16 protein-coding genes are annotated in these 21,013 nt (G+C 65.5%); 12 read left to right on the forward strand and 4 right to left on the reverse strand.

All coding sequences use genetic code 11. The features are described from left to right. Window positions 1-12 precede the first annotated feature (12 nt). The 8 genes from XW59_RS01850 (at window position 13) to rpe (ending at window position 8,258) form a co-directional block, all read left to right on the forward strand. On the forward strand, window positions 13-1,251 hold the full coding sequence (locus XW59_RS01850) for an ABC transporter substrate-binding protein (RefSeq protein WP_047145403.1): 1,239 nt from the start codon (window positions 13-15) through the stop codon (window positions 1,249-1,251). 80 nt (window positions 1,252-1,331) lie between these two features. Then, window positions 1,332-2,228 (forward strand): sugar ABC transporter permease, encoded by an 897-nt coding sequence (locus XW59_RS01855; RefSeq protein WP_047145404.1) that lies wholly within the window; start codon window positions 1,332-1,334, stop codon window positions 2,226-2,228. A 37-nt stretch (window positions 2,229-2,265) separates the two neighbouring features. Further along, window positions 2,266-3,156 (forward strand): carbohydrate ABC transporter permease, encoded by an 891-nt coding sequence (locus XW59_RS01860; RefSeq protein ID WP_246665984.1) that lies wholly within the window; start codon window positions 2,266-2,268, stop codon window positions 3,154-3,156. 28 nt (window positions 3,157-3,184) lie between these two features. Continuing rightward, entirely contained in the window at window positions 3,185-4,270 is a 1,086-nt protein-coding gene (locus XW59_RS01865) for an ABC transporter ATP-binding protein (protein WP_047145406.1), read from the forward strand. 40 nt (window positions 4,271-4,310) lie between these two features. Beyond that, window positions 4,311-5,063, forward strand: coding sequence for a sugar phosphate isomerase/epimerase (locus XW59_RS01870; protein WP_047145407.1), 753 nt, complete (start codon window positions 4,311-4,313; stop codon window positions 5,061-5,063). Between the two features lie 5 nt (window positions 5,064-5,068). After that, window positions 5,069-6,211, forward strand: a complete 1,143-nt coding sequence (locus tag XW59_RS01875; RefSeq protein WP_047145408.1) for a Gfo/Idh/MocA family oxidoreductase — start codon at window positions 5,069-5,071, stop codon at window positions 6,209-6,211. 124 nt (window positions 6,212-6,335) lie between these two features. Next, window positions 6,336-7,382 carry an L-glyceraldehyde 3-phosphate reductase gene (gene mgrA, locus XW59_RS01880; RefSeq protein ID WP_047145409.1) on the forward strand — a complete coding sequence of 349 codons (1,047 nt, stop codon included), beginning with the start codon at window positions 6,336-6,338 and terminating at the stop codon, window positions 7,380-7,382. A 189-nt stretch (window positions 7,383-7,571) separates the two neighbouring features. Next, complete coding sequence (gene rpe / locus XW59_RS01885; protein ID WP_137326961.1) at window positions 7,572-8,258, forward strand: ribulose-phosphate 3-epimerase; 687 nt, start codon at window positions 7,572-7,574, stop codon at window positions 8,256-8,258. A gap of 633 nt (window positions 8,259-8,891) precedes the next feature. Here rpe and XW59_RS01890 read toward each other — a convergent pair. Next, window positions 8,892-10,331 (reverse strand): methyl-accepting chemotaxis protein, encoded by a 1,440-nt coding sequence (locus XW59_RS01890; protein WP_047145411.1) that lies wholly within the window; start codon window positions 10,329-10,331, stop codon window positions 8,892-8,894. A 172-nt stretch (window positions 10,332-10,503) separates the two neighbouring features. Continuing rightward, window positions 10,504-10,932, reverse strand: a complete 429-nt coding sequence (locus XW59_RS01895) for a DUF1801 domain-containing protein (RefSeq protein WP_047145412.1) — start codon at window positions 10,930-10,932, stop codon at window positions 10,504-10,506. On the opposite strand from XW59_RS01895, the gene XW59_RS01900 reads away from it, so the two are divergent. Beyond that, window positions 10,877-11,980 carry an arginase family protein gene (locus XW59_RS01900; RefSeq protein WP_082137564.1) on the forward strand — a complete coding sequence of 368 codons (1,104 nt, stop codon included), beginning with the start codon at window positions 10,877-10,879 and terminating at the stop codon, window positions 11,978-11,980. The two genes, XW59_RS01895 and XW59_RS01900, sit on opposite strands and share 56 nt — an antisense overlap. A gap of 83 nt (window positions 11,981-12,063) precedes the next feature. Here the strand turns inward: XW59_RS01900 and polA are convergent, their stop codons facing one another. Continuing rightward, window positions 12,064-15,006, reverse strand: coding sequence for a DNA polymerase I (gene polA, locus XW59_RS01905; protein WP_047145414.1), 2,943 nt, complete (start codon window positions 15,004-15,006; stop codon window positions 12,064-12,066). A gap of 401 nt (window positions 15,007-15,407) precedes the next feature. On the opposite strand from polA, the gene XW59_RS01910 reads away from it, so the two are divergent. Both XW59_RS01910 and XW59_RS01915 read left to right on the forward strand, forming a co-directional pair. Then, the gene (locus XW59_RS01910) at window positions 15,408-16,793 is read left to right on the forward strand and encodes a M20/M25/M40 family metallo-hydrolase (RefSeq protein WP_047145415.1); all 1,386 of its coding nucleotides are present in this window, start codon (window positions 15,408-15,410) and stop codon (window positions 16,791-16,793) included. Between the two features lie 15 nt (window positions 16,794-16,808). Next, window positions 16,809-17,426 (forward strand): ribonuclease D, encoded by a 618-nt coding sequence (locus XW59_RS01915; RefSeq protein WP_047145416.1) that lies wholly within the window; start codon window positions 16,809-16,811, stop codon window positions 17,424-17,426. Window positions 17,427-17,437: 11 nt separating this feature from the next. Here XW59_RS01915 and XW59_RS01920 read toward each other — a convergent pair whose 3' ends face one another. Further along, window positions 17,438-18,550: an acyltransferase family protein gene (locus tag XW59_RS01920; RefSeq protein WP_047145417.1), complete on the reverse strand. Its 1,113-nt coding sequence runs from the start codon at window positions 18,548-18,550 to the stop codon at window positions 17,438-17,440. 185 nt (window positions 18,551-18,735) lie between these two features. Between XW59_RS01920 and XW59_RS01925 the strand changes: the two genes are divergently transcribed. Beyond that, window positions 18,736-20,934 (forward strand): transglycosylase domain-containing protein, encoded by a 2,199-nt coding sequence (locus tag XW59_RS01925; RefSeq protein WP_047145418.1) that lies wholly within the window; start codon window positions 18,736-18,738, stop codon window positions 20,932-20,934. Window positions 20,935-21,013 lie beyond the last annotated feature (79 nt).

Consider the following 21,013-nt stretch of genomic DNA (forward strand, 5'->3'; position numbering starts at 1 on the left):
GGAGGAAATGTAATGCGCCATGGGTTTCCGGCCGCCGCCCTCGCGGCATCGGTCTCGTTTCACCTCTCCGTATCCGCGCAGGCGACCGACCTCGAGGTCACCCATTGGTGGACCTCCGGCGGCGAGGCGGCGGCCGTCGCCGAATTCGCCAAGGCCTTCGACGCTTCGGGCCATAAATGGATCGACGGCGCGATCGCCGGCTCCGGCGAGACCGCGCGGCCGGTGATGATCAGCCGCATCACCGGCGGCGACCCGATGGGCGCCACGCAGTTCAACCACGGCCGCCAGGCGGAGGAGCTCGTCGAGGCCGGGCTGATGCGCGACCTGACCGACGTCGCCGAGGAAGAGAACTGGAAGGAGGTCATCCGGCCGTCCTCGCTGCTCGATTCCTGCACGCTGGACGGGCGCATCTACTGCGTGCCGGTGAACATCCATTCGCAGCAATGGCTCTGGCTCTCCAACAAGGCCTTCGAGGATGCCGGCGTGCCGGTGCCGGCCAACTGGGACGAGTTCGTGGCCGCCGCGCCGGCGCTCGAGAAGGCCGGCAAGATTCCGCTCGCCATCGGCCAGCAGCCCTGGCAGACGACGCTCGTCTTCCAGGTGATCCTCACGGCCATCGCCGGTCCGGAAGCCTATACGAAGATCTTCGGCGAAAAGGACGCCGAGCTCGCCGCGGGCCCCGAGATCGCCAAGGTGTTCGAGGCCGCCGACAAGGCGCGCCAGATGTCGGCCAAGTCGAACGTGCAGGACTGGAACCAGGCCACCAACCTCGTCATCACCGGCCAGGCGGGCGGCCAGATCATGGGCGACTGGGCGCAGGGCGAGTTCCAGGTCGCCGGACAGGTGGCCGGCGAGGACTATGGCTGCCTGCCCGGCCTCGGCGTCAACGAGGTCATCATGACGGGCGGCGACGCCTTCTACTTCCCCGTCCTCAAGGACGAGGCGAAGAGCGCGGCGCAGGCCGATCTCGCCAAGCTGATGGTGTCGCCCGAGGTGCAGGTCGCCTTCAACCTGAAGAAGGGCTCTCTGCCGGTGCGCGGCGACGTCGATCTCGACGCCGCCAATGACTGCATGAGGAAAGGCCTGGACATACTCGCCAAGGGCAACATCATCCAGGCCCCGGATCAGCTCATGTCGGCGGACTCGCTCCAGCAGGTCAACGACCTGTTCGTGGAGTTCTTCAACAATCCGGGCATCACCGCCGCGGACGCGCAGAAGCGCTTCGTCGACCTCGTCGCCAGCGCCGACTGACCCGCCTGCCTTCCGTCTCCCGCGCCTCGCTGCAGGGGCGGGAGGCTGCACCGAGACGGCAAGAGACGGAACTGACGGCAATGCAGGAAATCCGCCGGCCACCCAGGCTGTTCAAGAATCTCAACGCCAAGGTCGCGGCGATCCCGATGATCCTGACGGCGCTCGTCGTTTTCGTCGGCGGGACCGTCTGGACGGTGGTCTATTCCTTCACCAATTCGCGGCTGCTGCCGCGCGAGAATTTCGTCGGCCTGCAGCAATATGAGCGGCTGTGGGCGACGCCGCGCTGGCACGTCGCGGTCGAGAACATCTTCATCTACGGCGCCTGCACGCTGGTCTTCTCGCTCGTCGTCGGCTTCCTGCTCGCCGCGCTGATGGATCAGAAGATCCGCTTCGAGAACACGTTCCGCACGATATTCCTCTATCCCTTCGCGCTTTCCTTCATCGTCACCGGCCTCGTCTGGCAATGGATCCTCAATCCGCAATTCGGCATCGAGGGCATCGTGCGCTCCTGGGGTTGGGAAAGCTTCTCCTTCGACCCGCTCTACAACGCGAACATCGTCATCTACGGCATCCTGATCGCCGGGCTGTGGCAGGGGACGGGCCTCGTCATGTGCCTGATGCTGGCCGGCCTGCGCGGCATAGACGAGGACATCTGGAAGGCCGCGCGCGTCGACGGCATTCCGACATGGAAGACCTATCTCTTCGTCGTCATCCCGATGATGCGGCCGGTCTTCGTCACCACGCTGGTCATCATCGCCGCGGGCATCGTCAAGGTCTACGACCTCGTCGTCGCGCAGACCGGCGGCGGGCCGGGCATCGCTTCCGAGGTGCCGGCCAAATATGTCTATGACGCGATGTTCCTGTCGCAGAATCTCGGCCAGGGCTTCGCGGCCTCGACGATGATGCTGCTTTCGGTGCTCGTCGTCTTGATCCCCTGGGCCTATCTGGAATTCGGCGGGAGGCGGAAGCATGGCTGATACCGGCACCGCCGCCGTCTTCGCAGCGGAACCCGCCATGCGCGCCGGCGCCGAACCGCGCGGACCGCGGCCGCGCAAGGTGATCTCGCGGCGCAACATCCTCATCTACGGCACGCTTTTCGTCGTCGCGCTCTATTATCTCCTGCCGCTCTACGTGATGATCGTCACCTCGCTGAAGGGCATGCCGGAGATCCGGCTCGGCAACATCTTTTCGCCGCCGATCGAGATCACCTTCGAGCCATGGGTGAAAGCCTGGTCGCAGGCCTGCACGGGACTCAATTGCGACGGGCTCAGCCGTGGCTTCTGGAACTCGGTACGCATCACCGTGCCTTCGGTGATCCTCTCGATCGCGATCGCCTCGGTGAACGGCTACGCGCTCGCCAACTGGAAGTTCAAGGGCGCCGACATCTTCTTCACCATCCTGATCTTCGGAGCCTTCATCCCCTATCAGGTGATGCTCTACCCGATCGTCATCCTCCTGCGCGAGATCGGCTTCTACGGCACGCTGACCGGGCTCGTCATGGTGCACACCGTCTTCGGCATGCCGATCCTCACCCTGCTCTTCCGCAACTATTTCTCGTCGCTGCCGGAGGAGCTGTTCAAGGCGGCGCGCGTCGACGGCGCCGGCTTCTGGGGCATCTATTTCCGGATCATGCTGCCGATGTCGCTGCCGATCTTCGTGGTGGCCGTCATCATCCAGATCACCGGCATCTGGAACGACTTCCTGTTCGGCGTCGTCTACACGCGGCCCGACGTCTATCCGATGACCGTGCAGCTCAACAACATCGTCAATTCGGTCCAGGGCGTGAAGGAATACAACGTCAACATGGCCGCGACGCTGATCACCGGGCTGGTTCCGCTGGTCGTCTATTTCATCTCCGGAAAACTCTTCGTGCGCGGCATCGCCGCCGGCGCGGTCAAAGGATGAGGCGAGACATGACGACGGCGGTGACCTGATGGCGAGCGTCGAACTGCGCGGCATATCCCTGAATTTCGGCTCGTTCGAGGTGCTGAAGGCGCTCGATCTCGACATTCCCGAGGGCGAGTTCCTGGTTCTGCTCGGGCCTTCCGGCTGCGGCAAGTCCACTCTGCTCAACTGCATCGCCGGCTTGCTCGACGTTTCCGACGGGCAGATATTCATCAACGGCAGGAACGTCACCTGGGAGGAGCCTAAGGACCGCGGCATCGGCATGGTGTTCCAGTCCTACGCGCTCTATCCGCAGATGACGGTCGAGGGAAACCTCTCCTTCGGGCTGAAGAACGCCAGCGTACCGCGCGACGAAGTCGCCCGGCGGATCGCGCGCGCCGCGGAAATGTTGCAGATCGAGCCGCTGCTGAAGCGCAAGCCGGCAGCGCTGTCGGGCGGCCAGCGGCAGCGGGTCGCCATCGGCCGCGCCCTGGTGCGCGACGTAGACGTCTTCCTGTTCGACGAGCCGCTCTCGAACCTCGACGCCAAGCTGCGTTCCGAGCTGCGCGTCGAGATCAAGCGGCTGCACCAGCGCCTCAGGAACACCATGATCTACGTCACGCACGACCAGATCGAGGCGCTGACGCTCGCCGACCGCATCGCGGTGATGAAGGGCGGCGTGATCCAGCAGCTCGACGCGCCGCACGCGATCTACAATCGGCCGGTCAACCGTTTCGTCGCCGGTTTTCTCGGCTCGCCGGGCATGAACTTTCTTGCCGGCCGCCATGAGCCCGGCACGAACCCGCGTTTTTCGGCGGACGGTCTCGCGATCCCGCTCGACCGCTACCAGGCGGGCGGGAACGGAAAAACCGCCCAGGCAGCGGAATTCGGCGTGAGGCCCGAGCATGTGGCGATCGGCGAGGCAGCCAAATCGCTGCCTTTCAGCGAGGAGGTCACGGTCGAGATCGTCGAGCCCATGGGCTCCGACACGCTCGTCTGGGCCAGGCTCGCCGGGCAGAATTTCACCTTCCGCGTGGAATCCGAAAAGGCGCTGTCGGTCGGCCAGAAGATCCTTGTCGGCTTCGATCCCGGCCGCGCCTCCCTCTTCGACGCGGAGAAGGGCGAACGCATCTGAACTTTCGAGAAACATCCCCCCAAGCCATGGAAGCAAGCACATGAACTGGTCATTCCAACTCTATTCCGCACGCAAGTCCCAACCCTGGAGCGGGATCCTGAAGATGCTGGCCGATGCCGGCTATGCCCAGGTCGAGGGTTTCGGCGGCCTTTACGACAATCCGGCGGCGCTGCGCGCCGAGCTCGACGGGAACGGGCTGGCGATGCCGACGGGACACTTCTCGCTCGACATGCTTGAAGGCGATTTCGGCACGGCGCGGCGCATCGCCGGGACGCTCGGCATCGGCACCGTGATCTGCCCGCACATCGCCGCGGATGCGCGCCCTTCCGACGAGGCCGGCTGGCGCGCTTTCGCGCACCGGCTCGCGGCCGTCCACGACGAATGCCGCAAGGCCGGCCTGCGCTTCGCGTGGCATAATCACGATTTCGAATTCCTGCCGCAGGCGGACGGCTCGATCCCGCAGCGCGTCATCCTCGATTCGGCGCCCGAAATCGGCTGGGAGATGGATGTCGCCTGGGTGGTTCGCGGCGGCGGCGACCCGATGGCCTGGATCGAGGAATATCCTTCCCGCATCGTCGCCGCCCATGTGAAGGACATCGCGCCCGCCGGCGCGGCGCGGGACGAGGACGGCTGGGCCGATGTCGGCCACGGCACGCTCGACTGGCCGGGACTGTTGAAGGCGTTGCGCGACAGGACGCCGGCGAAAGTGTTCGTCATGGAGCACGACAATCCGAGCGACGTGGAGCGCTTCGCCCGCCGCTCGATCGAAGCCGTCAAGGCTTTCGGGGAGTGAGGGGCATGGCGAGGAAACTCGGCGTCGGCATCGTCGGCTGCGGCAACATATCGATCACCTATCTGTCGCTCGCGCCGCTGTTCAAGGGCATCGAGATGCGCGCCTGTTCGGACATCGACATGAAGGCGGCGGAGGCGCGGGCGAAGGAATTCGGCGTGCGCGCGCAGTCGATCGACGAGATGCTGGCCGCACCCGACATCGACATCGTCGTGAACCTCACCGTTCCGGCGGCGCATTACGAGGTTTCGCGGCGTATCCTCGAGGCGGGCAAGCACGTCTATTCGGAAAAGCCCTTCGTGCTCTCGCTCAAGGAAGGGCTGGACCTGAAAAGGCGGGCGGAGAAGGCGAATTTGCGCATCGGCTCCGCGCCCGACACCTTCCTCGGCGGCGCGCACCAGCTCGCCCGCGCGCTCGTCGACGGCGGCGCGCTCGGCAGGATCACGAGCGGCACCTGCTACGTGATGAACCACGGCATGGAGCACTGGCATCCCAATCCGGACTTCTTCTTCCAGCCCGGCGGCGGGCCGATCCTCGACCTCGGCCCCTATTACATCTCCAATCTCGTCCAGCTCATCGGACCGGTGAAGCGTGTCGCGGCGATCGCCACCATCCCCTCCCGCGAGCGCACCATCACCTCGAAGCCGCGTTACGGCCAGAAACTGGCGGTGAGCACGCCGACCACCATCCACGCGCTGATGGAATTCGAGAACGGCGCGGCCGTCACCTTCAATTCGAGCTGGGACGTGTGGAAGCACGGCCACGCCCCGATCGAGCTCTACGGCGAGGAGGGCTCGCTGTTCGTGCCCGATCCGAACTTCTTCGGCGGCGCCGTGGCCTACACCCGGCGCGAGACGCCGGTCAGGAAACATCCGCGCTGGGCGCACCCGTTCTCCGTTGCGAACCAGAAGCATCCGCAGGGCGAGATGGCAAACTACCGCGCCGCCGGTCTCGCCGAGATGGCGCAGGCGATGCTGGAAGGTCGCCCGCACCGCTGCTCGCTCGAGTTCGCGCTGCACGTGATCGACGTGATGACCGGTGTCCTGAAGTCGGGCGAGACCGGCAAGTTCGTGGCGATGAGCACGAGCTGCGAGCGGCCGCCGGCGCTGCCGCCCGTGGAAGCCCGCTCGATGCTGGCGAGGAGGAAATGACGCCTAGTCACCGCTCTCGGAACGGATAGCCCTCGGCAGCGAAAGACGCCACGCGAAGTTTCCCCTATCCTCCTCATGAAGGAACGATAGGATGGCGGCCCCCGCCGCATGAAAGGACCCTGGAATGAGCTGGACGCCCGCCGAAAACCGTTACGAGAGCATGATCTACAACCGCTGCGGCCGCTCGGGGTTGAAACTGCCCGCGATCTCGCTCGGCCTGTGGCACAATTTCGGCGGCGACACGCCGCATGAGACCAAGCGCGCCATCTGCCGCAAGGCCTTCGACCTCGGCATCACCCATTTCGACCTCGCCAACAATTACGGACCGCCGCCCGGATCGGCCGAAACCGCCTTCGGCGAAATCCTCCGCACGGATTTCGCCGGCCATCGCGACGAGATGATCATCTCGACCAAGGCGGGCTACAATATGTGGCCCGGTCCCTATGGCGAGTGGGGCAGCCGCAAATATGTGCTTGCGAGCCTCGACCAGAGCCTCCGGCGCATGGGGCTCGACTATGTCGACATCTTCTACTCCCACCGCTTCGATCCGGAGACGCCGCTGGAAGAGACGATGACGGCGCTCGACCAGGCGGTGCGCTCCGGCAAGGCGCTCTATGTCGGCATCTCGTCCTACAATTCGAAGCGCACGCGCGAGGCGGCCGCCATATTGAAGGAGCTCGGCACGCCCTGCCTCATCCACCAGCCGAGCTATTCGATGATCAACCGCTGGATCGAGGAGGACGGCCTTATCGACACGCTCGACGAATGGGGCATCGGTTCGATCGTGTTCTCGCCGCTGGCGCAGGGCATGCTGACCGACAAATATCTCGGCGGCGTTTCGGAAGGGACACGCGCGGCTCAAGGAAAATCGCTCAATCCGAAATTCCTGAGCGAGGCGAACATCGCCAATATCCGCGCGCTGAACGAGATCGCCCAGCGGCGCGGCCAGACGCTCGCGCAGATGGCGATCGCCTGGGTGCTGCGCGGCGGACGCATCACCACCGCGCTCATCGGCGCGAGCCGCCCGCAACAGGTCGAGGATTGCGTCGGCGCGCTGAAGAACCTGGAATTCAGCGCCGAGGAGCTGGCCGAGATCGACAGATACGCGCGCGACGCCGACATCAACCTCTGGGCGGCCTCGGCGGAGCGCCAGGGACCCGCAAGGAAGTGAACTTGATTTCCCTCACCCGGGTCTCCGCTTCGGGTGAGGGCAAGCTCGGCGCTCGGCCGGAACGCCGGCGTGATCCGAAACCCGCCGAGACGTTTCGAGGGGACGACGTCTGTTTCCGGGCTATCCACTCGACAAAGCGCCTCGCTGCCGTTAGGGCGAAGCCAGCTTCACAAGACTAGGGTGGATGTCATGAAAGCCGGCACGCTGATCGCGCCTTCGGTTCTGTCTTCGGACTTCTCTCGGCTTGGCGAGGAGGTGGAGGCGGTGGCGGCCGCCGGCGCCGACTGGATCCATCTCGACGTCATGGACGGCCATTTCGTCCCCAACATCACCTTCGGCCCCTCCGTCATCAAGGCGATCCGCGGCCGGACGGACAAGGTCTTCGACTGCCATTTGATGATCGCGCCGGCCGACCCCTATCTCGCCGCCTTCGCCGAGGCCGGCTGCGACATCATCACCGTGCATGCCGAGGCCGGGCCGCATCTCGACCGCTCGCTGCAGACGATCCGCGACCTCGGCAAGCGCGCCGGCGTGTCGCTCAACCCGTCGACGCCCGAAAGCGTCATCGAATACGTCCTCGACCGGCTCGACCTCATCCTGCTGATGACGGTCAATCCCGGCTTCGGCGGCCAGGCCTTCATCCCGGCGGTGGTGGAGAAGGTCAGGCGGGTCAAGGCGCTGATCGGCGAGCGGCCGATCGACATCGAGATCGACGGCGGGGTCACGCCGCAGACCGCGCCGCTGGTGGCCGCCGCCGGCGCCAACGTGCTCGTCGCCGGCTCCGCCGTCTTCAAGGGCGGCAACAGCCAGGCCTACGCCGCCAACATCGAGGCGATCAGAAACGCCGCCGACGGGGCGGTCGGCCGGATGGTCTGAGGGAGTTGTGCGTCCTTCGAGGCTCGCTTCGCTCGCACCTCAGGATGAGGGAAGTGCGAGGCTCGCTTCGCATGCACCTCAGGATGGAGGAAGCCCGAGGCTCGCTTCGCATGCACCTCAGGATGGAGGAAGCCCGAGGCTCGCTTCGCGCGCATCTCAGAATGGGGGAAAGCCCGAGGCTCGCTTCGCGCGCACCTCAGGATGGGGAAAGCCCGAGGCTCGCTTCGCGCGCATCTCAGGATGGGGGAAAGCCCGAGGCTCGCTTCGCGCGCATCTCAGGATGGGGGAAAGCCCGAGGCTCGCTTCGCATGCACCTCAGGATGGAGGAAGCCCGAGGCTCGCTTCACGCGCATCTCAGGATGGGGGAAAGCCCGAGGCTCGCTTCGCGCGCACCTCAGGATGGGGGAAAGCCCGAGGCTCGCTTCACGCGCATCTCAGGATGGGGGAAAGCCCGAGGCTCGCTTCACGCGCACCTCAGGATGGGGGAAGTTCGAGGCGCTCGCGCCTCAGGATGACGGAGGTGAGTTGATCGAACCCACAGCCTGCGGGCTCGATGCACAACCGTCCTCATCCTGAGGTGCGAGCGCAGCGAGCCTCGAAGGACGCACCGAAGCGCTGCCCGGAGAGATTGGCCTACACCTTGTAGCCGATCCGCAAGCCGCCCCAGTGCCGGCCCTTGACCGTGATCGGGGCGGAAACGTCCTTCATCAGCACGAAATTGCCGCCGCCCATGTCGCGGCGATAGGTCTGGAGCAGGAAGGGCTTGGTGTTGCGGCCGGCACCGAGACCGGTGCGGTCGTTGAAGATGCGGTGATTGCGGCAGTTTGCGGCGTTCCATACCGGGTCCTCGCCCTGCGGCTTGGAATAGACCAGATTGTGCGTCGGCAGATAGCCGTTGCGGTCGACCGCGGCGCAGAAGACGATCCGCTCGTCGAGCCCGAGCACCGGTTCCTGGATCGCCGGCAGCTCGCGGTCGGTGAAGGCGGTGAAGCGGGCGGTCACCTGCGACGGGTCGCTGCCCGGCACCGGCACATAGGCCTCGTCGAACAGATCGGCCGCGCCGATCCCGCCCTCGTCGATCGCCGCCTCGAAAAGCGCCGCGACCTCGCCCGCCCTGTGCTTGCAGATCTCGATCAGCGGCGTGTCCGGCGTCTCGATCCCGCTCTGGGCGATGAACAGTATGAAATCCTCGCTGATGTCGAGGATCGTCTGCGAGCGCTCGCCGGCCGCCGCACGCTTGCGGTGCGAGGCCTGCGTCATGCCAACCAGCTCGCGCAGATGCTCGCGCACGCGGGTGCTGCCGGAGATGTTCTCCTGTACCGGGTCCGTCATCCGCTCGATGCGGTCGGCGAGTTGCTCGACGGTTGCAACCAGCGACTGGATCGTGCGCGTCGCCTCGGAGGCGTGCGCGGATGCAGCGATCGCCGCCTCGGCGGTTCCGGCACTGCTGCGGGCGAGCTGCTGGAGCTCGCCCAGCGTTCCCTGAAGCGCCGTCAGGCTGGTCTCGTTCTGCTTGGCGAAGCTGCCGATCTGGTCGGCGAGCTCCTTGACCGCGTTGCCGATCACCGCGAAGCCCTTGCCGGCGCCGCCGAGGCGCGCCGCCTCGATCGAAGCGTTCAGCGCCACGAGCTGGGTTTCGCGCGCGATCGCGTTGATCGAGGCGCTGGCGCTGCGCACCGCGTCGATCGTCTCCGTCACCTTGCCGAGCTGTCCGCTGAAATCGATGACGCCTCGGCTCAACGTCTCCATGTTGCCGACGGCTTCGGCAAGCGTGCGCTCCACCGTGTCGGCGCTGCCGGCCAGCATCGCGCGCGTCTCGTCGGCGGAAGCCCGCGCCTCGGCCATCGAGCTGGCGAGATCGTTGTTGGCGGCGCTGGTGGCGCCGGCCGAGCGGACGACTTCGCGCAGCCTGTCGAGCTGCCGTTCGCCGAGCCCGCCCATGTCGTCGATCAGTCCGACGAGATCGGCGATCTCGATGCCCAGCCGGCTCGCCCGCTCGCCGATCGCCGCGACATCGACGGCATGGCGATCGGCATTCGCGTCGGCAACGACGTGAAGCTGAGTAAGGTTCATCCGGATTCCCCCCGCAGAATATCGGACAGAATTCCAGCCTCACCTTACATTAGCGTTAAGCAATACGCCCGGCGCCGGCAAAAGAAACGGCCTTGGACGAAAGTCAACCGCGACGCCGGCTCGATATGACCTTGAAGGCGACGGCCGCGAGGAACCGGCCCCGGCTGGCCCCTCATGCGCCCGGTGATTTCCGGGCGCGCGCCGGGCGCGACGTGTTCAGCGCAACGGCGGCGCGAACGAGCGCCTTCAGCGCCTCTTCATCGATCTCGTCGCCCTCATGGAAATCGATGGCGCGCCTGGTGTTTCCCTCGAGACTGGAATTGAAGAGGCCGGAAGGATCGTCCAGCGAGGCGCCCTTGGCGAAGGTCATCTTCACGACTTGTCTGTAGGTCTCGCCGGTGCAGACGATGCCGGCGTGCGACCACACCGGAACCCCTCTCCACTTCCACTCCTCGACGATCTCGGGATCGGCCTGCTTGACGAGGGCCCTGACCCGGGCGAGCGTCGCGCCGCGCCAGTCGCCCAGATCCTCGATTCTCGCATCGATGAGTTCCGAGGGAGAGGTTCCCTCTCCTGCTTGCGTCGCGCCGCTTTTCTTCATTCTCGTCTCCTCCCGTTGGCTGCCGTCGCATTGGTCACGACTGTACCAGTCCCGATGCCGTTGTGCACGCCGGCGTCTAGCGAACATCCGCGGTCGCGGAGGAACTTCTCCTCACTCGATACGTTTGCAACGGAATCGCGCTAGATGGAGGTTTGAATTGGCGGCGCGTTTGCTGAACATTGTCGGCGCCGCTACAAGCGCCGGCGCCTATGCGCCAGGGCAGGAACAAGCTCCCGCAACCTTTCGCCGGCACGGCCTTGCAAAGGCACTCGCGGGTCGGAAGAGGGAAGTCAGGGATCATGGCGACGTTGCGTCGTTCCGATGGCGCCCGGATTCCTCGCGGCCGCAGGCCATGAATCTTGAGGCCGTGCGCCACGCCTGCACCCTCGTAGCAAGCAAGGTGGCTGCGGCGATCGCCGAGCAGGAGGACACGCTTGTCCTGGGCGGTGATTGTACCGTGGAGCTGGGAACGGTCGCTGGGGCGAATATGGCCGGCGCACGAACCGGACTCGTCTATATCGACTTCGATGCCGACCTCAACATACCCGAGACGAGCGACGGTGCCTTGGACTGGATGGGCGTCGCTCATCTACTCGACATTCCCGGATGCGAGCCTTCGCTCGCCGGACTAGGCCCCATCCGTCCGATGCTCGCGCCTCGGCAACTCCTCTATTTCGGCGTCGAAAACATCACTCCGCCCGAAGCCGCTGCAATCAGGGATCATGCGATCAAGGTCATATCGCGCGAGGAGGCTTTGAACGATATCGGAGTGGCGGCGGCGCGGACGGTCAAATGGGCGGCGCAATTCGACTGTGTACTCATTCACTTCGATGCCGACGTTCTGTCCTTCATCGATTTTCCGATCGCCGAGAACGTGCGTCGTTGCGACGGTCTCAAACTGGAGCAGGCCGCTTTCGTGCTAAACCGTCTGACCGCCCTGCCGCAATGGCGCGCCTTGACCATCACGGAGGTAAATCCGGACCATGCGCCGGACGAGTCCGCCGCCTTCACCCGCTTGAACGACATGCTTGCGGATGCGCTTGGATAGTTCGGCTGCGGCACGCTCCGACCCATCCGAATGCACCTGATCCGGAGCATCGGCTCGCGCCCAGGTCGAGCCAGAGCCGGGCGCTAATGCGCCTCGTCCCAATTGTCGGCCGCGCGGGCGTCGACATGCAGCGGCACCTTCATCGACAAGGCCGGCATGGCGGCGTTCTCCATCACCTCGCGTATGACGGGAATGGCGCTCGCCACCTCGTTGTCGGGCGCCTCGAAGATGAGTTCGTCATGGACCTGGAGCAGCATCAGGGTCCGCTCCAGCCCGGCGGCATGCAACGCGCCTTCCATGCGCACCATGGCGCGGCGGATGATGTCGGCCGCCGATCCCTGGATCGGCGCGTTGATGGCGGCACGCTCGTTGAAGGCACGGACGGACGGGTTGGGCGAACGGATTTCCGGGTAGTGCGCGCGGCGGCCGAAGATCGTCTCGACATAGCCCTTGTCGCGCGCGAAGGCCTTGGTCGAATCCATGTAGTCCTTGATGCCGGGAAAGCGCTCGAAATACTTCTTGATGTAGCTGCCGGCTTCCTCGCGCCCGATCGAGAGCTGGTTGGCGAGGCCGAAGGCGGAAATGCCGTAGATGATGCCGAAATTGATCGCCTTGGCGCGGCGGCGAACCTCCGACGGCATGCCGTCGACCGGCACGCCGAACATTTCCGAGGCGGTCATCGCGTGGATGTCGATGCCGTCGGCGAAGGCCTGGCGGAGCTGCGGAATGTCGGCCACATGCGCCAGCACGCGCAGCTCGATCTGGCTGTAGTCGGCGGAGACCAGCTTGTTGCCCGGATCGGCGATGAAGGCCGTCCTGATCTTGCGCCCTTCGGCGGTCCGGATCGGGATGTTCTGCAGGTTCGGCTCCGAAGACGACAGGCGGCCGGTCGTGGTGGCGGCGAGCGCGTAGGAGGTGTGGACCCGCTTCGTCTCGGGATGGATGTAGCCCGGCAGCGCGTCGGTATAGGTCGATTTCAGCTTGGTGAGCTGGCGCCAGTCGACGATCTTGCGCGGCAGCTCGTGGCCGGCCGCGGCCAGATCCTCGAGCACCTGCGCGGAGGTAGACCATTGCCCCGTCTTGGTCTTGGAGCCGCCCGGCAGCCCCATCTTGCCGAACAATATGTCGCCGAGCTGCTTCGGCGAGCCGATGGTGAAGCGGTCGCCGGCAAGCCGATAGATCTCGTCCTCGAGCGCCGCCGCGCCCTGCGCCAGCTCGCCCGAAAGCCGCGACAGGATCTGGCGGTCGACCGAAATGCCGCGCTCCTCCATGCGCGCGAGCACCGGCACCAGCGGTCGCTCCAGCCGCTCATAGACCGAGACCAGGCCTTTCTCGACGAGCCTCGGCCTCAGCACGCGCCAAAGCCGCAGCGTGATGTCGGCATCCTCGGCGGCGTAGCAGGTCGCCTTTTCGAGATCGACGAAATCGAAGGTGACGAGGTTCTTGCCCGAACCGCACACGTCCTTGAAGGCGATCGGCTTGTGACCCAGCCAGCGCTCGGAGAGGTCGTCCATGCCCTGCCCGCCGACACCGGCGTCGAGCACGTAGGAGAGCAGCATCGTGTCGTCATAGGGCGCCACCTCGATGCCGTGCCGGTGCATGACGACGAGGTCGTATTTCAGGTTCTGCCCGATCTTCAGGACGGAGCGGTCCTCGAGCAGCGTCTTCAGCTCGTCGAGCGCCTCGCGCACCGGTATCTGGTTCTCGACAAGTCCGCCGCCGAGCAGGTCACCGACGCCGGACTTGTGAGCGATCGGCACATAGGCGGCATGGCCGGGCCGGATCGCGATCGAGAAGCCGCAGAGCTCGGCCTGCATGGGATCGAGCGAGGTGGTCTCGGTGTCGAAGGCAACGACGCCTTCCTCGCGCGCCTCCTTCATCCAGGCCTTGAGCGTCACCAGGTCGCGGATGCAGGCATAGGCATTGACGTCGATCCTGCCGGCGATCGCCTCGGCGGCGCGGCCAGCGGCAAGGTCGGACGGCGTCGGAGCATCGCCGCGCGAAGCCTCGGTCGGCGCCACGTCGCCGCTCGACAAGGCCTCGGGCTGCTCCGGCGACGACGCGACGAGATCCGGCCCGTGCGCATCCGCCCCCCATTGCACGTCGACATGCAGCGGCTCGATCTCCGCCGCTTCCGTGCCCGAGGCCTCGGCGACGCGGCGGGTGAGCGTGGTGAATTCCATCGTCTTCAGGAAGGCGACGAGCTTCGGCCCGTTCGGCGGCTGCAGCACGAGCTCGTCGAGCGTCTCGACCACCGGCACGTCGTTCTTGAGGCGCACCAGCTCGCGCGACAGAAGCGCCTTCTCCGTGTGTTCGATCAGAGATTCGCGGCGTTTGTTCTGCTTGATCTCGGAAACGCGCGCCAGAAGCGTATCGAGATCGCCGAACTCCTCGATGAGCTGAGCGGCGGTCTTCTGGCCGATGCCAGGCACGCCGGGAATGTTGTCGATCGAATCGCCCATCAGCGCCTGCAGGTCGATCATCTTTTCGGGCGGCACGCCCCATTTCTCGACGACCTCCGGCACCCTGATCTCGCGATCCTTCATCGGGTCGTACATGGAGACCGTCGGGCCGACGAGCTGCATCAGATCCTTGTCGGAAGAGATGATCGTGGTGTCGCCGCCCGCCTCGCAGGCAAGCCGCGCATAGGTGGCGATGAGATCGTCCGCCTCGAACCCCTCCATCTCGATGCAAGGCAGGTCGAACGCCTTGGTGGCGTGACGGATCAGCCCGAATTGCGGGATCAGATCCTCGGGCGGGGCGGAGCGGTTGGCCTTGTATTCGGGATAGAGCTCGTTGCGGAAAGTCTTCGACGAATAATCGAAGATGACCGCGAAATGCGTCGGCGTCACGCCCACATCGGTGTTGCGCGCGTCCTGCATCAGCTTCCAGAGCATGTTGCAGAAACCCGACACCGCGCCCACCGGCAGCCCGTCCGACTTGCGCGTCAGCGGAGGCAGGGCGTGATAGGCACGGAAGATGTAGCCGGAGCCGTCGACAAGAAAGAGATGATCGCCTTTTTTCATGCGCAAACGGGTAGCGCGGAGCGCTTCTGGTGTCCAGGTGCAGAATCCGAGCCTACTGCCACGGAAAAAGGGCCCAGAAACTCATCACGCCTATGTTACAGATCTTTAATGTTCGTGCCCTTGAATCGCCATTATCAACGACCCAAATACATCGCATCGGCAATTATCGCCGAAGTCCGGAAGTAGGCCCGTCCCCCGCCTGACCGGACAAGAGCGGCAGCCTCATCCCCCTCTCCGGGCTGCCGCTTCGTTTAGAGTAAGGCCGCCGTGGTTCCCCCTCCACCACGGCGGCACTTTTTTGTGCGGATGGCATCGCAACCGCCTCCGCGCTCAAATCCCGGACTTTTCGAGCGTGCGGTGTGGCTATAGGGTCGTGCCGAAGAATCGAAAGGTTTCCCGCCATGTCCGCAATCTCTCCCGTTCTCGACAGGATCGACGCCGATCTCGAAAACAGCATCGAACGGCTGTTCTCGCTGGTTCGCATACCCTCGATCTCCACCGACCCCGCCTATGCCGCCGACTGCCGGCGCGCGGCCGAATGGCTGGTGGAAGACCTGAAGGGCATCGGCTTCGACGCCAGCGTGCGCGACACGCCGGGACACCCGATGGTCGTCGCCCATCACGAGGGGCCGGCGGGATCGCCGCACCTCTTGTTCTACGGTCACTACGACGTGCAGCCGGTCGACCCGCTCGATCTCTGGGATACCGACCCGTTTGCCCCCGCGATCAAGGATCTGGGCGAGGGCCGCAAGGTCATTACCGGGCGCGGCGCGTCCGACGACAAGGGCCAGCTCATGCTCTTCGTTGAAGCCTGTCGGGCATGGAAATCCGTGCACGGCTCCCTGCCATGCAGGATCACCCTCCTGTTCGAGGGCGAGGAGGAATCCGGCTCGCCCTCGCTGAAGCCGTTCCTCGAGGCCAATGCGGAGGAGCTGAAGGCGGATTTCGCCATGGTCTGCGACACCGGCATGTGGGACCGCGAGACGCCGGCGATCTCAGTGGCGCTGCGCGGCCTCGTCGGCGAGGAGGTGACCGTGCACGCCGCCGACCGCGACCTGCATTCCGGCGAGTTCGGAGGCGCGGCCGCCAATCCGATCCGCATCCTGGCGAGGATCCTCGCCGACGTGCATGACGAGAACGGCCGCGTGACGATCCCGGGCTTCTACGACGGCGTCGAGGAAACGCCGTCGCAGATCCTGAAATCCTGGGAAGGGCTCGGGGAGACCGCCGAAAGCTTCCTCGGCGAGGTCGGGCTTTCGATCCCGTCCGGCGAGAAGGGCCGGTCGATCCTGGAACTGGTCTGGGCGCGCCCGACCGCCGAATTCAACGGCATTTCCGGCGGCTATACCGGCAAGGGCTTCAAGACGGTGATCGCCTCGGAAGCTTCGGCCAAGGTCTCCTTCCGCCTCGTGCACAAACAGGATCCAGTGAAGATCCGCGCCGCCTTCCGCGCCTTCGTCGAGGCGCGCATCCCGGCCGACTGCTCGGTGGTGTTCCACAGGCACGGCGGCTCGCCCGCGATCCAGCTTTCCTACGATTCGCCCTTCCTGACCAAGGCGAAGCAGGCGCTGACCGACGAGTGGAACAAGCCCGCGGCGATGATCGCCATGGGCGGGTCGATCCCGATCGTCGGCGATTTCCAGAACATGCTCGGCATGGAATCGCTGCTCGTCGGCTTCGGCCTTTCGGACGACCGCATCCATTCGCCCAACGAGAAATACGACCTCTCCTCATTCCACAGGGGCCAGAGAAGCTGGGCGCGCATCCTCGCCGCCCTCACGGCCTGACCACGAAAGGCGACGATGACCATCCGCTTCCACAAGAACGACCTGCCCGACCTTGCCAACTACGATGTCGACGCGGTCGCGATCGACACCGAGACGCTGGGCCTGAACCCGCATCGCGACCGGCTCTGCGTCGTGCAGATATCGCCGGGCGACGGGACCGCCGACGTGATCCAGATCGACCGCGGGCAGAAACGCGCGCCCAACCTGGTGAGCCTGCTGCGCAACCGCCGCATCACCAAGCTCTTCCATTTCGGGCGCTTCGACCTCGCCGTGCTCTACCACACGTTCGGCGTGATGCCGGAGCCGGTGTTCTGCACCAAGATCGCCTCGCGACTGACGCGCACCTATACCGACCGGCACGGCCTCAAGGAGATATGCTCGGAATTGCTGGGCGTCAGCCTGTCGAAGGTCCAGCAATCCTCGGACTGGGCGGCCGAAACCCTCTCGCCGGAACAGCTCGAATACGCGGCCTCCGACGTGCTCTACCTGCACCAGCTTCGCGACAAGCTGGTCGCACGATTGGTGCGCGACGGGCGGCTGCGCGAAGCGGAAGCCTGCTTCCGCTTCCTACCGACCCGCGCCAAGCTCGACCTGATGGGCTGGGACGAACAGGACATCTTCGCCCATAGTTGATTTCCCCGCAGCTATTCGGCGGGCACGCCCGCCGGATCCTGCTTCGCCGGCTTGCGGTCGACATGGGCCCAGCGCGGCCGCTCGAACAGGAAGCGGCCGCGGCCCGACCACCGCACCAGGCCGTAGAGGATGGCCGGGCCGACCACGCCGGAGATCGTGACCAGCAGCGAGATCGTGCCGACATCGGTGATGATGCCGGTCTTGATGAGCAGCGAACGCGCCGTCGCCATCGGCAGGAAGAAGGCGAGGTAGACGACGATCGAATGCGCGCCGAGCCATGTGAGCCACCAGGCGGCCCGCATTTCCGATACCAGCGCGGACACGGCCACGATCGCCATCGCGCCGGCGACGCCGAGCAGAAGGGAGAGGATCGGCAGCGCCGCCAGGCTCGCCTCGGCATGCGCTCCGCCCTCGACCTGCGCGAAGCCCGCCATTGCCTCCGGCACCGGCGAGAAGACCAGCACGCCGTTGACGAGCGCCCATCCAGCCAGGAAGGCGAGCGCGCCTGCGCGATGCGCGCGCATCCATTCGGCGATGCCGAAGATGCGCGCGGCAAAGGCGTAGCCGGCGAAGAAATAGACGTAGCGGGCACAGAATTCGTCGAACAGCAGCCAGCCGGTGTGGATCGGCAGCATCTCCAGCACCGCCGCCCACGCGAAGACCAGCCAGACCGGCAGGCCCTTCACCAGCCGCGTGAAGACGAAGAAGATCGGCAGGATGTAGATGAACCACAAGGTTCCGAAAGGTTGGACGAAGGCCAGCAGATATTGCTCGAGCGGGGCGAGCGGTCCGTCCTCCAGATACATTCCCGGCGCCTTGAACGCGAACTGGATGGTGAGCCAGAGCACGTAGAAGTAGACGAAGTGCACGACCTTGCGGTCGATATAGCGCAGCCAGGGCCGGTCGATGACGAGACCGAGGAACAGGCCCGAAATCAGGAAGAAATCGGGCATGCGGAAAGGCCGCGCGAAAGCGACGACATCGTGCATCCAGCCTTCCGCGCCCATCGCCAGGCCGACGCCGAGCGTCGAATGCATCATGACCACGAAGATGATGCAGATGCCCTTGGCGGCATCCACCCAGTCGACCCGCGCGTTTTCGCCCGAAAGCCTCATTTTTTCCATCGCCCACGCCTCACCCTAAGACAACCGGACGCAACGATAGGGCAAAAGAGCGAGGGAAAGGTTAGGGCGAGTGGTTAGCGCGGCATGAACCGGTTCGATAAAACCCTCTTAACACCCCCTTAAATCGCCGCATTTAGTGTCCATCGCGGGCCGATATCCTGAAAAGAGAGAAATCAGGCACGGGGATGGGCAGACGGGACCACAACGCACGCATCGAGCCGACCTTCGACGGTCCGGCGGACGATGAGCAGCCTTCGGGCTTTTTCGTAAGTGAGGAGGACCGCGTCGTGCCGGCCGCCAAGAAGCGCAAATCCACCTCGACCCAGCGCAGGTCTTCCGCATCCTCGCGGGGCAAATCGTCGCGAAAGCCGGCCGGGCGCCGCTCGCGCGGCAAGCGCCGCGGCCTGCTCGGCCTGATGCGCGGCATGGTCTACTGGACCATGGTGCTCGGCCTTTGGGCGGGCATCGCCGGCGCCGGCCTCGTCGCCTTCTACGCGGCGCAGATGCCGAGCGCCACGACCTGGTCGATCCCCGACCGGCCGCCCAACGTCAAGATCGTCTCGGTCAACGGGCAGCTCCTCGCCAATCGCGGCATGACCGGCGGCGAATCCGTCGGGCTGCACGAGATGTCGCCCTACATCCCGCAGGCGGTGATGGCGATCGAGGACCGCCGCTTCTACTCGCATTTCGGCGTCGATCCCTTCGGCCTCGGCCGCGCGGTGATCGGCAACATCGTCGACCGACGCTTCTCGCAAGGCGGATCGACGCTCACCCAGCAGCTCGCCAAGAATCTGTTCCTGAAGCCGGACCGCACGATCGAGCGCAAGGTGCAGGAAGTGCTGATGGCATTCTGGCTGGAGCACACATACACCAAGGACCAGATCCTGGAGATGTATCTGAACCGGGTCTATTTCGGCTCCGGCTCCTATGGCGTCGAGGCCGCTTCGCGGCGCTATTTCGGCAAATCGTCGCGCGACGTATCGCTTTCGGAGGCCGCGCTTCTGGCCGGCCTGCTCAAGGCCCCGTCGCGGCTTTCGCCCGCGCGTGACCCGAAGGCGGCGGAGAGCCGCGCCCAGCTCGTTCTGTCCGCCATGCGCCAGGAAGGCATGATCGGCGACAGCGAGCTCGCCTCGGCGATGAGCGCGCCCGCCACGCGCGCCACCGCCTATTGGACCGGGTCGGAGCACTATGTCGCCGACCGCATCATGGAGGAACTGCCGCAGCTCATCGGCGAGGTACGCGAGGACGTGGTGGTGGAATCCACCGTCGACCTGGTGTTGCAGACCTTCGCCGAGGCCTCGATCCGCCGGCTGATCGACGAACAGGGCGACAAATACAGTGTCAGCCAGGGCGCGCTCGTCTCGATCGACGCGTCGGGCGCGGTGCGCGCCATGGTCGGCGGCTACGACTACGCCACCAGCCAGTTCGACCGCGCTTCCGAGGCGCGCCGCCAGCCGGGCTCAGCGTTCAAGCCCTTCGTCTTCATGGCGGCGCTCGAGAACGGCATGTTCCCGGACACCGTGCGCAACGACGCACCGATCCGGTTCGGCAAATGGTCGCCGCGCAACTATGGCGACAAGTTCTACGGCCACGTCACGCTGAAGGAAGCGCTGGCGAAATCGCTGAACTCGGTCGCGGCCCAGCTCACCAACGAGGTCGGCCCGGCGGCGGTCGTCGAGACCGCCTGGCGCATGGGCATCGAATCCAACCTGCAGCCGAACCTTTCGATCTCGCTCGGAACGTCGGAAGTGACGCCGCTCGAGCTGACGGCCGCCTACGTGCCCTTCGCCAATGGCGGCTTCCGGCCGGAAGTGCACTTCATCAGCAGGATAACGACGGTGAAGGGCGAGGTGCTCTATCAGGACAGCCCGTCGCAGGGGCCGCGCGTCGCAAGGCCGGAGATCATCGGCATGATGAACGCGATGATGAGCGAGACGGTGACCGGCGGCACGGCGCGCAGGGCTGCCTTCGGCTGGCCGGCGGCCGGCAAGACCGGCACCAGCCAGAATTCGCGCGACGCCTGGTTCGTCGGCTATACCGCGAACCTCACCACCGGCGTCTGGTTCGGCAATGACGACGGCAAGCCGACGAAGAACATCACCGGCGGCTCGCTGCCGGCGATGGCCTGGAACGAGTTCATGACGGCCGCGCATGAGGGCGTGCCGGTGGCGAACCTTCCCGGCGGCTGGAACGGGAGCACCCTGTCGCGGGTCGAGGACCTCCTGCGCTCGCAGGAAGGCGACGTCACGCCGCGGGCGGTGCCGGCATCGTCGCAGCCGGGCCATACCGGATCCATAGACGGCCGTCCGGTGCCGCCCGGCGACGTCGGCGGCAAGCCGCAGCGGCGCCAGGGCACGATCCTGGACATCATTCTCGGCAACTAGGCCCCGCAACCGTCGCACCGCTCCCACCGGTGCGACAAAGCATTTGCTCGCAATCCGCGCCCGCTTCGACTACATAGCA

This window comes from Aquamicrobium sp. LC103 (genome assembly GCF_001014615.2).
Classification (GTDB): Bacteria; Pseudomonadota; Alphaproteobacteria; order Rhizobiales; family Rhizobiaceae; genus LBCQ02.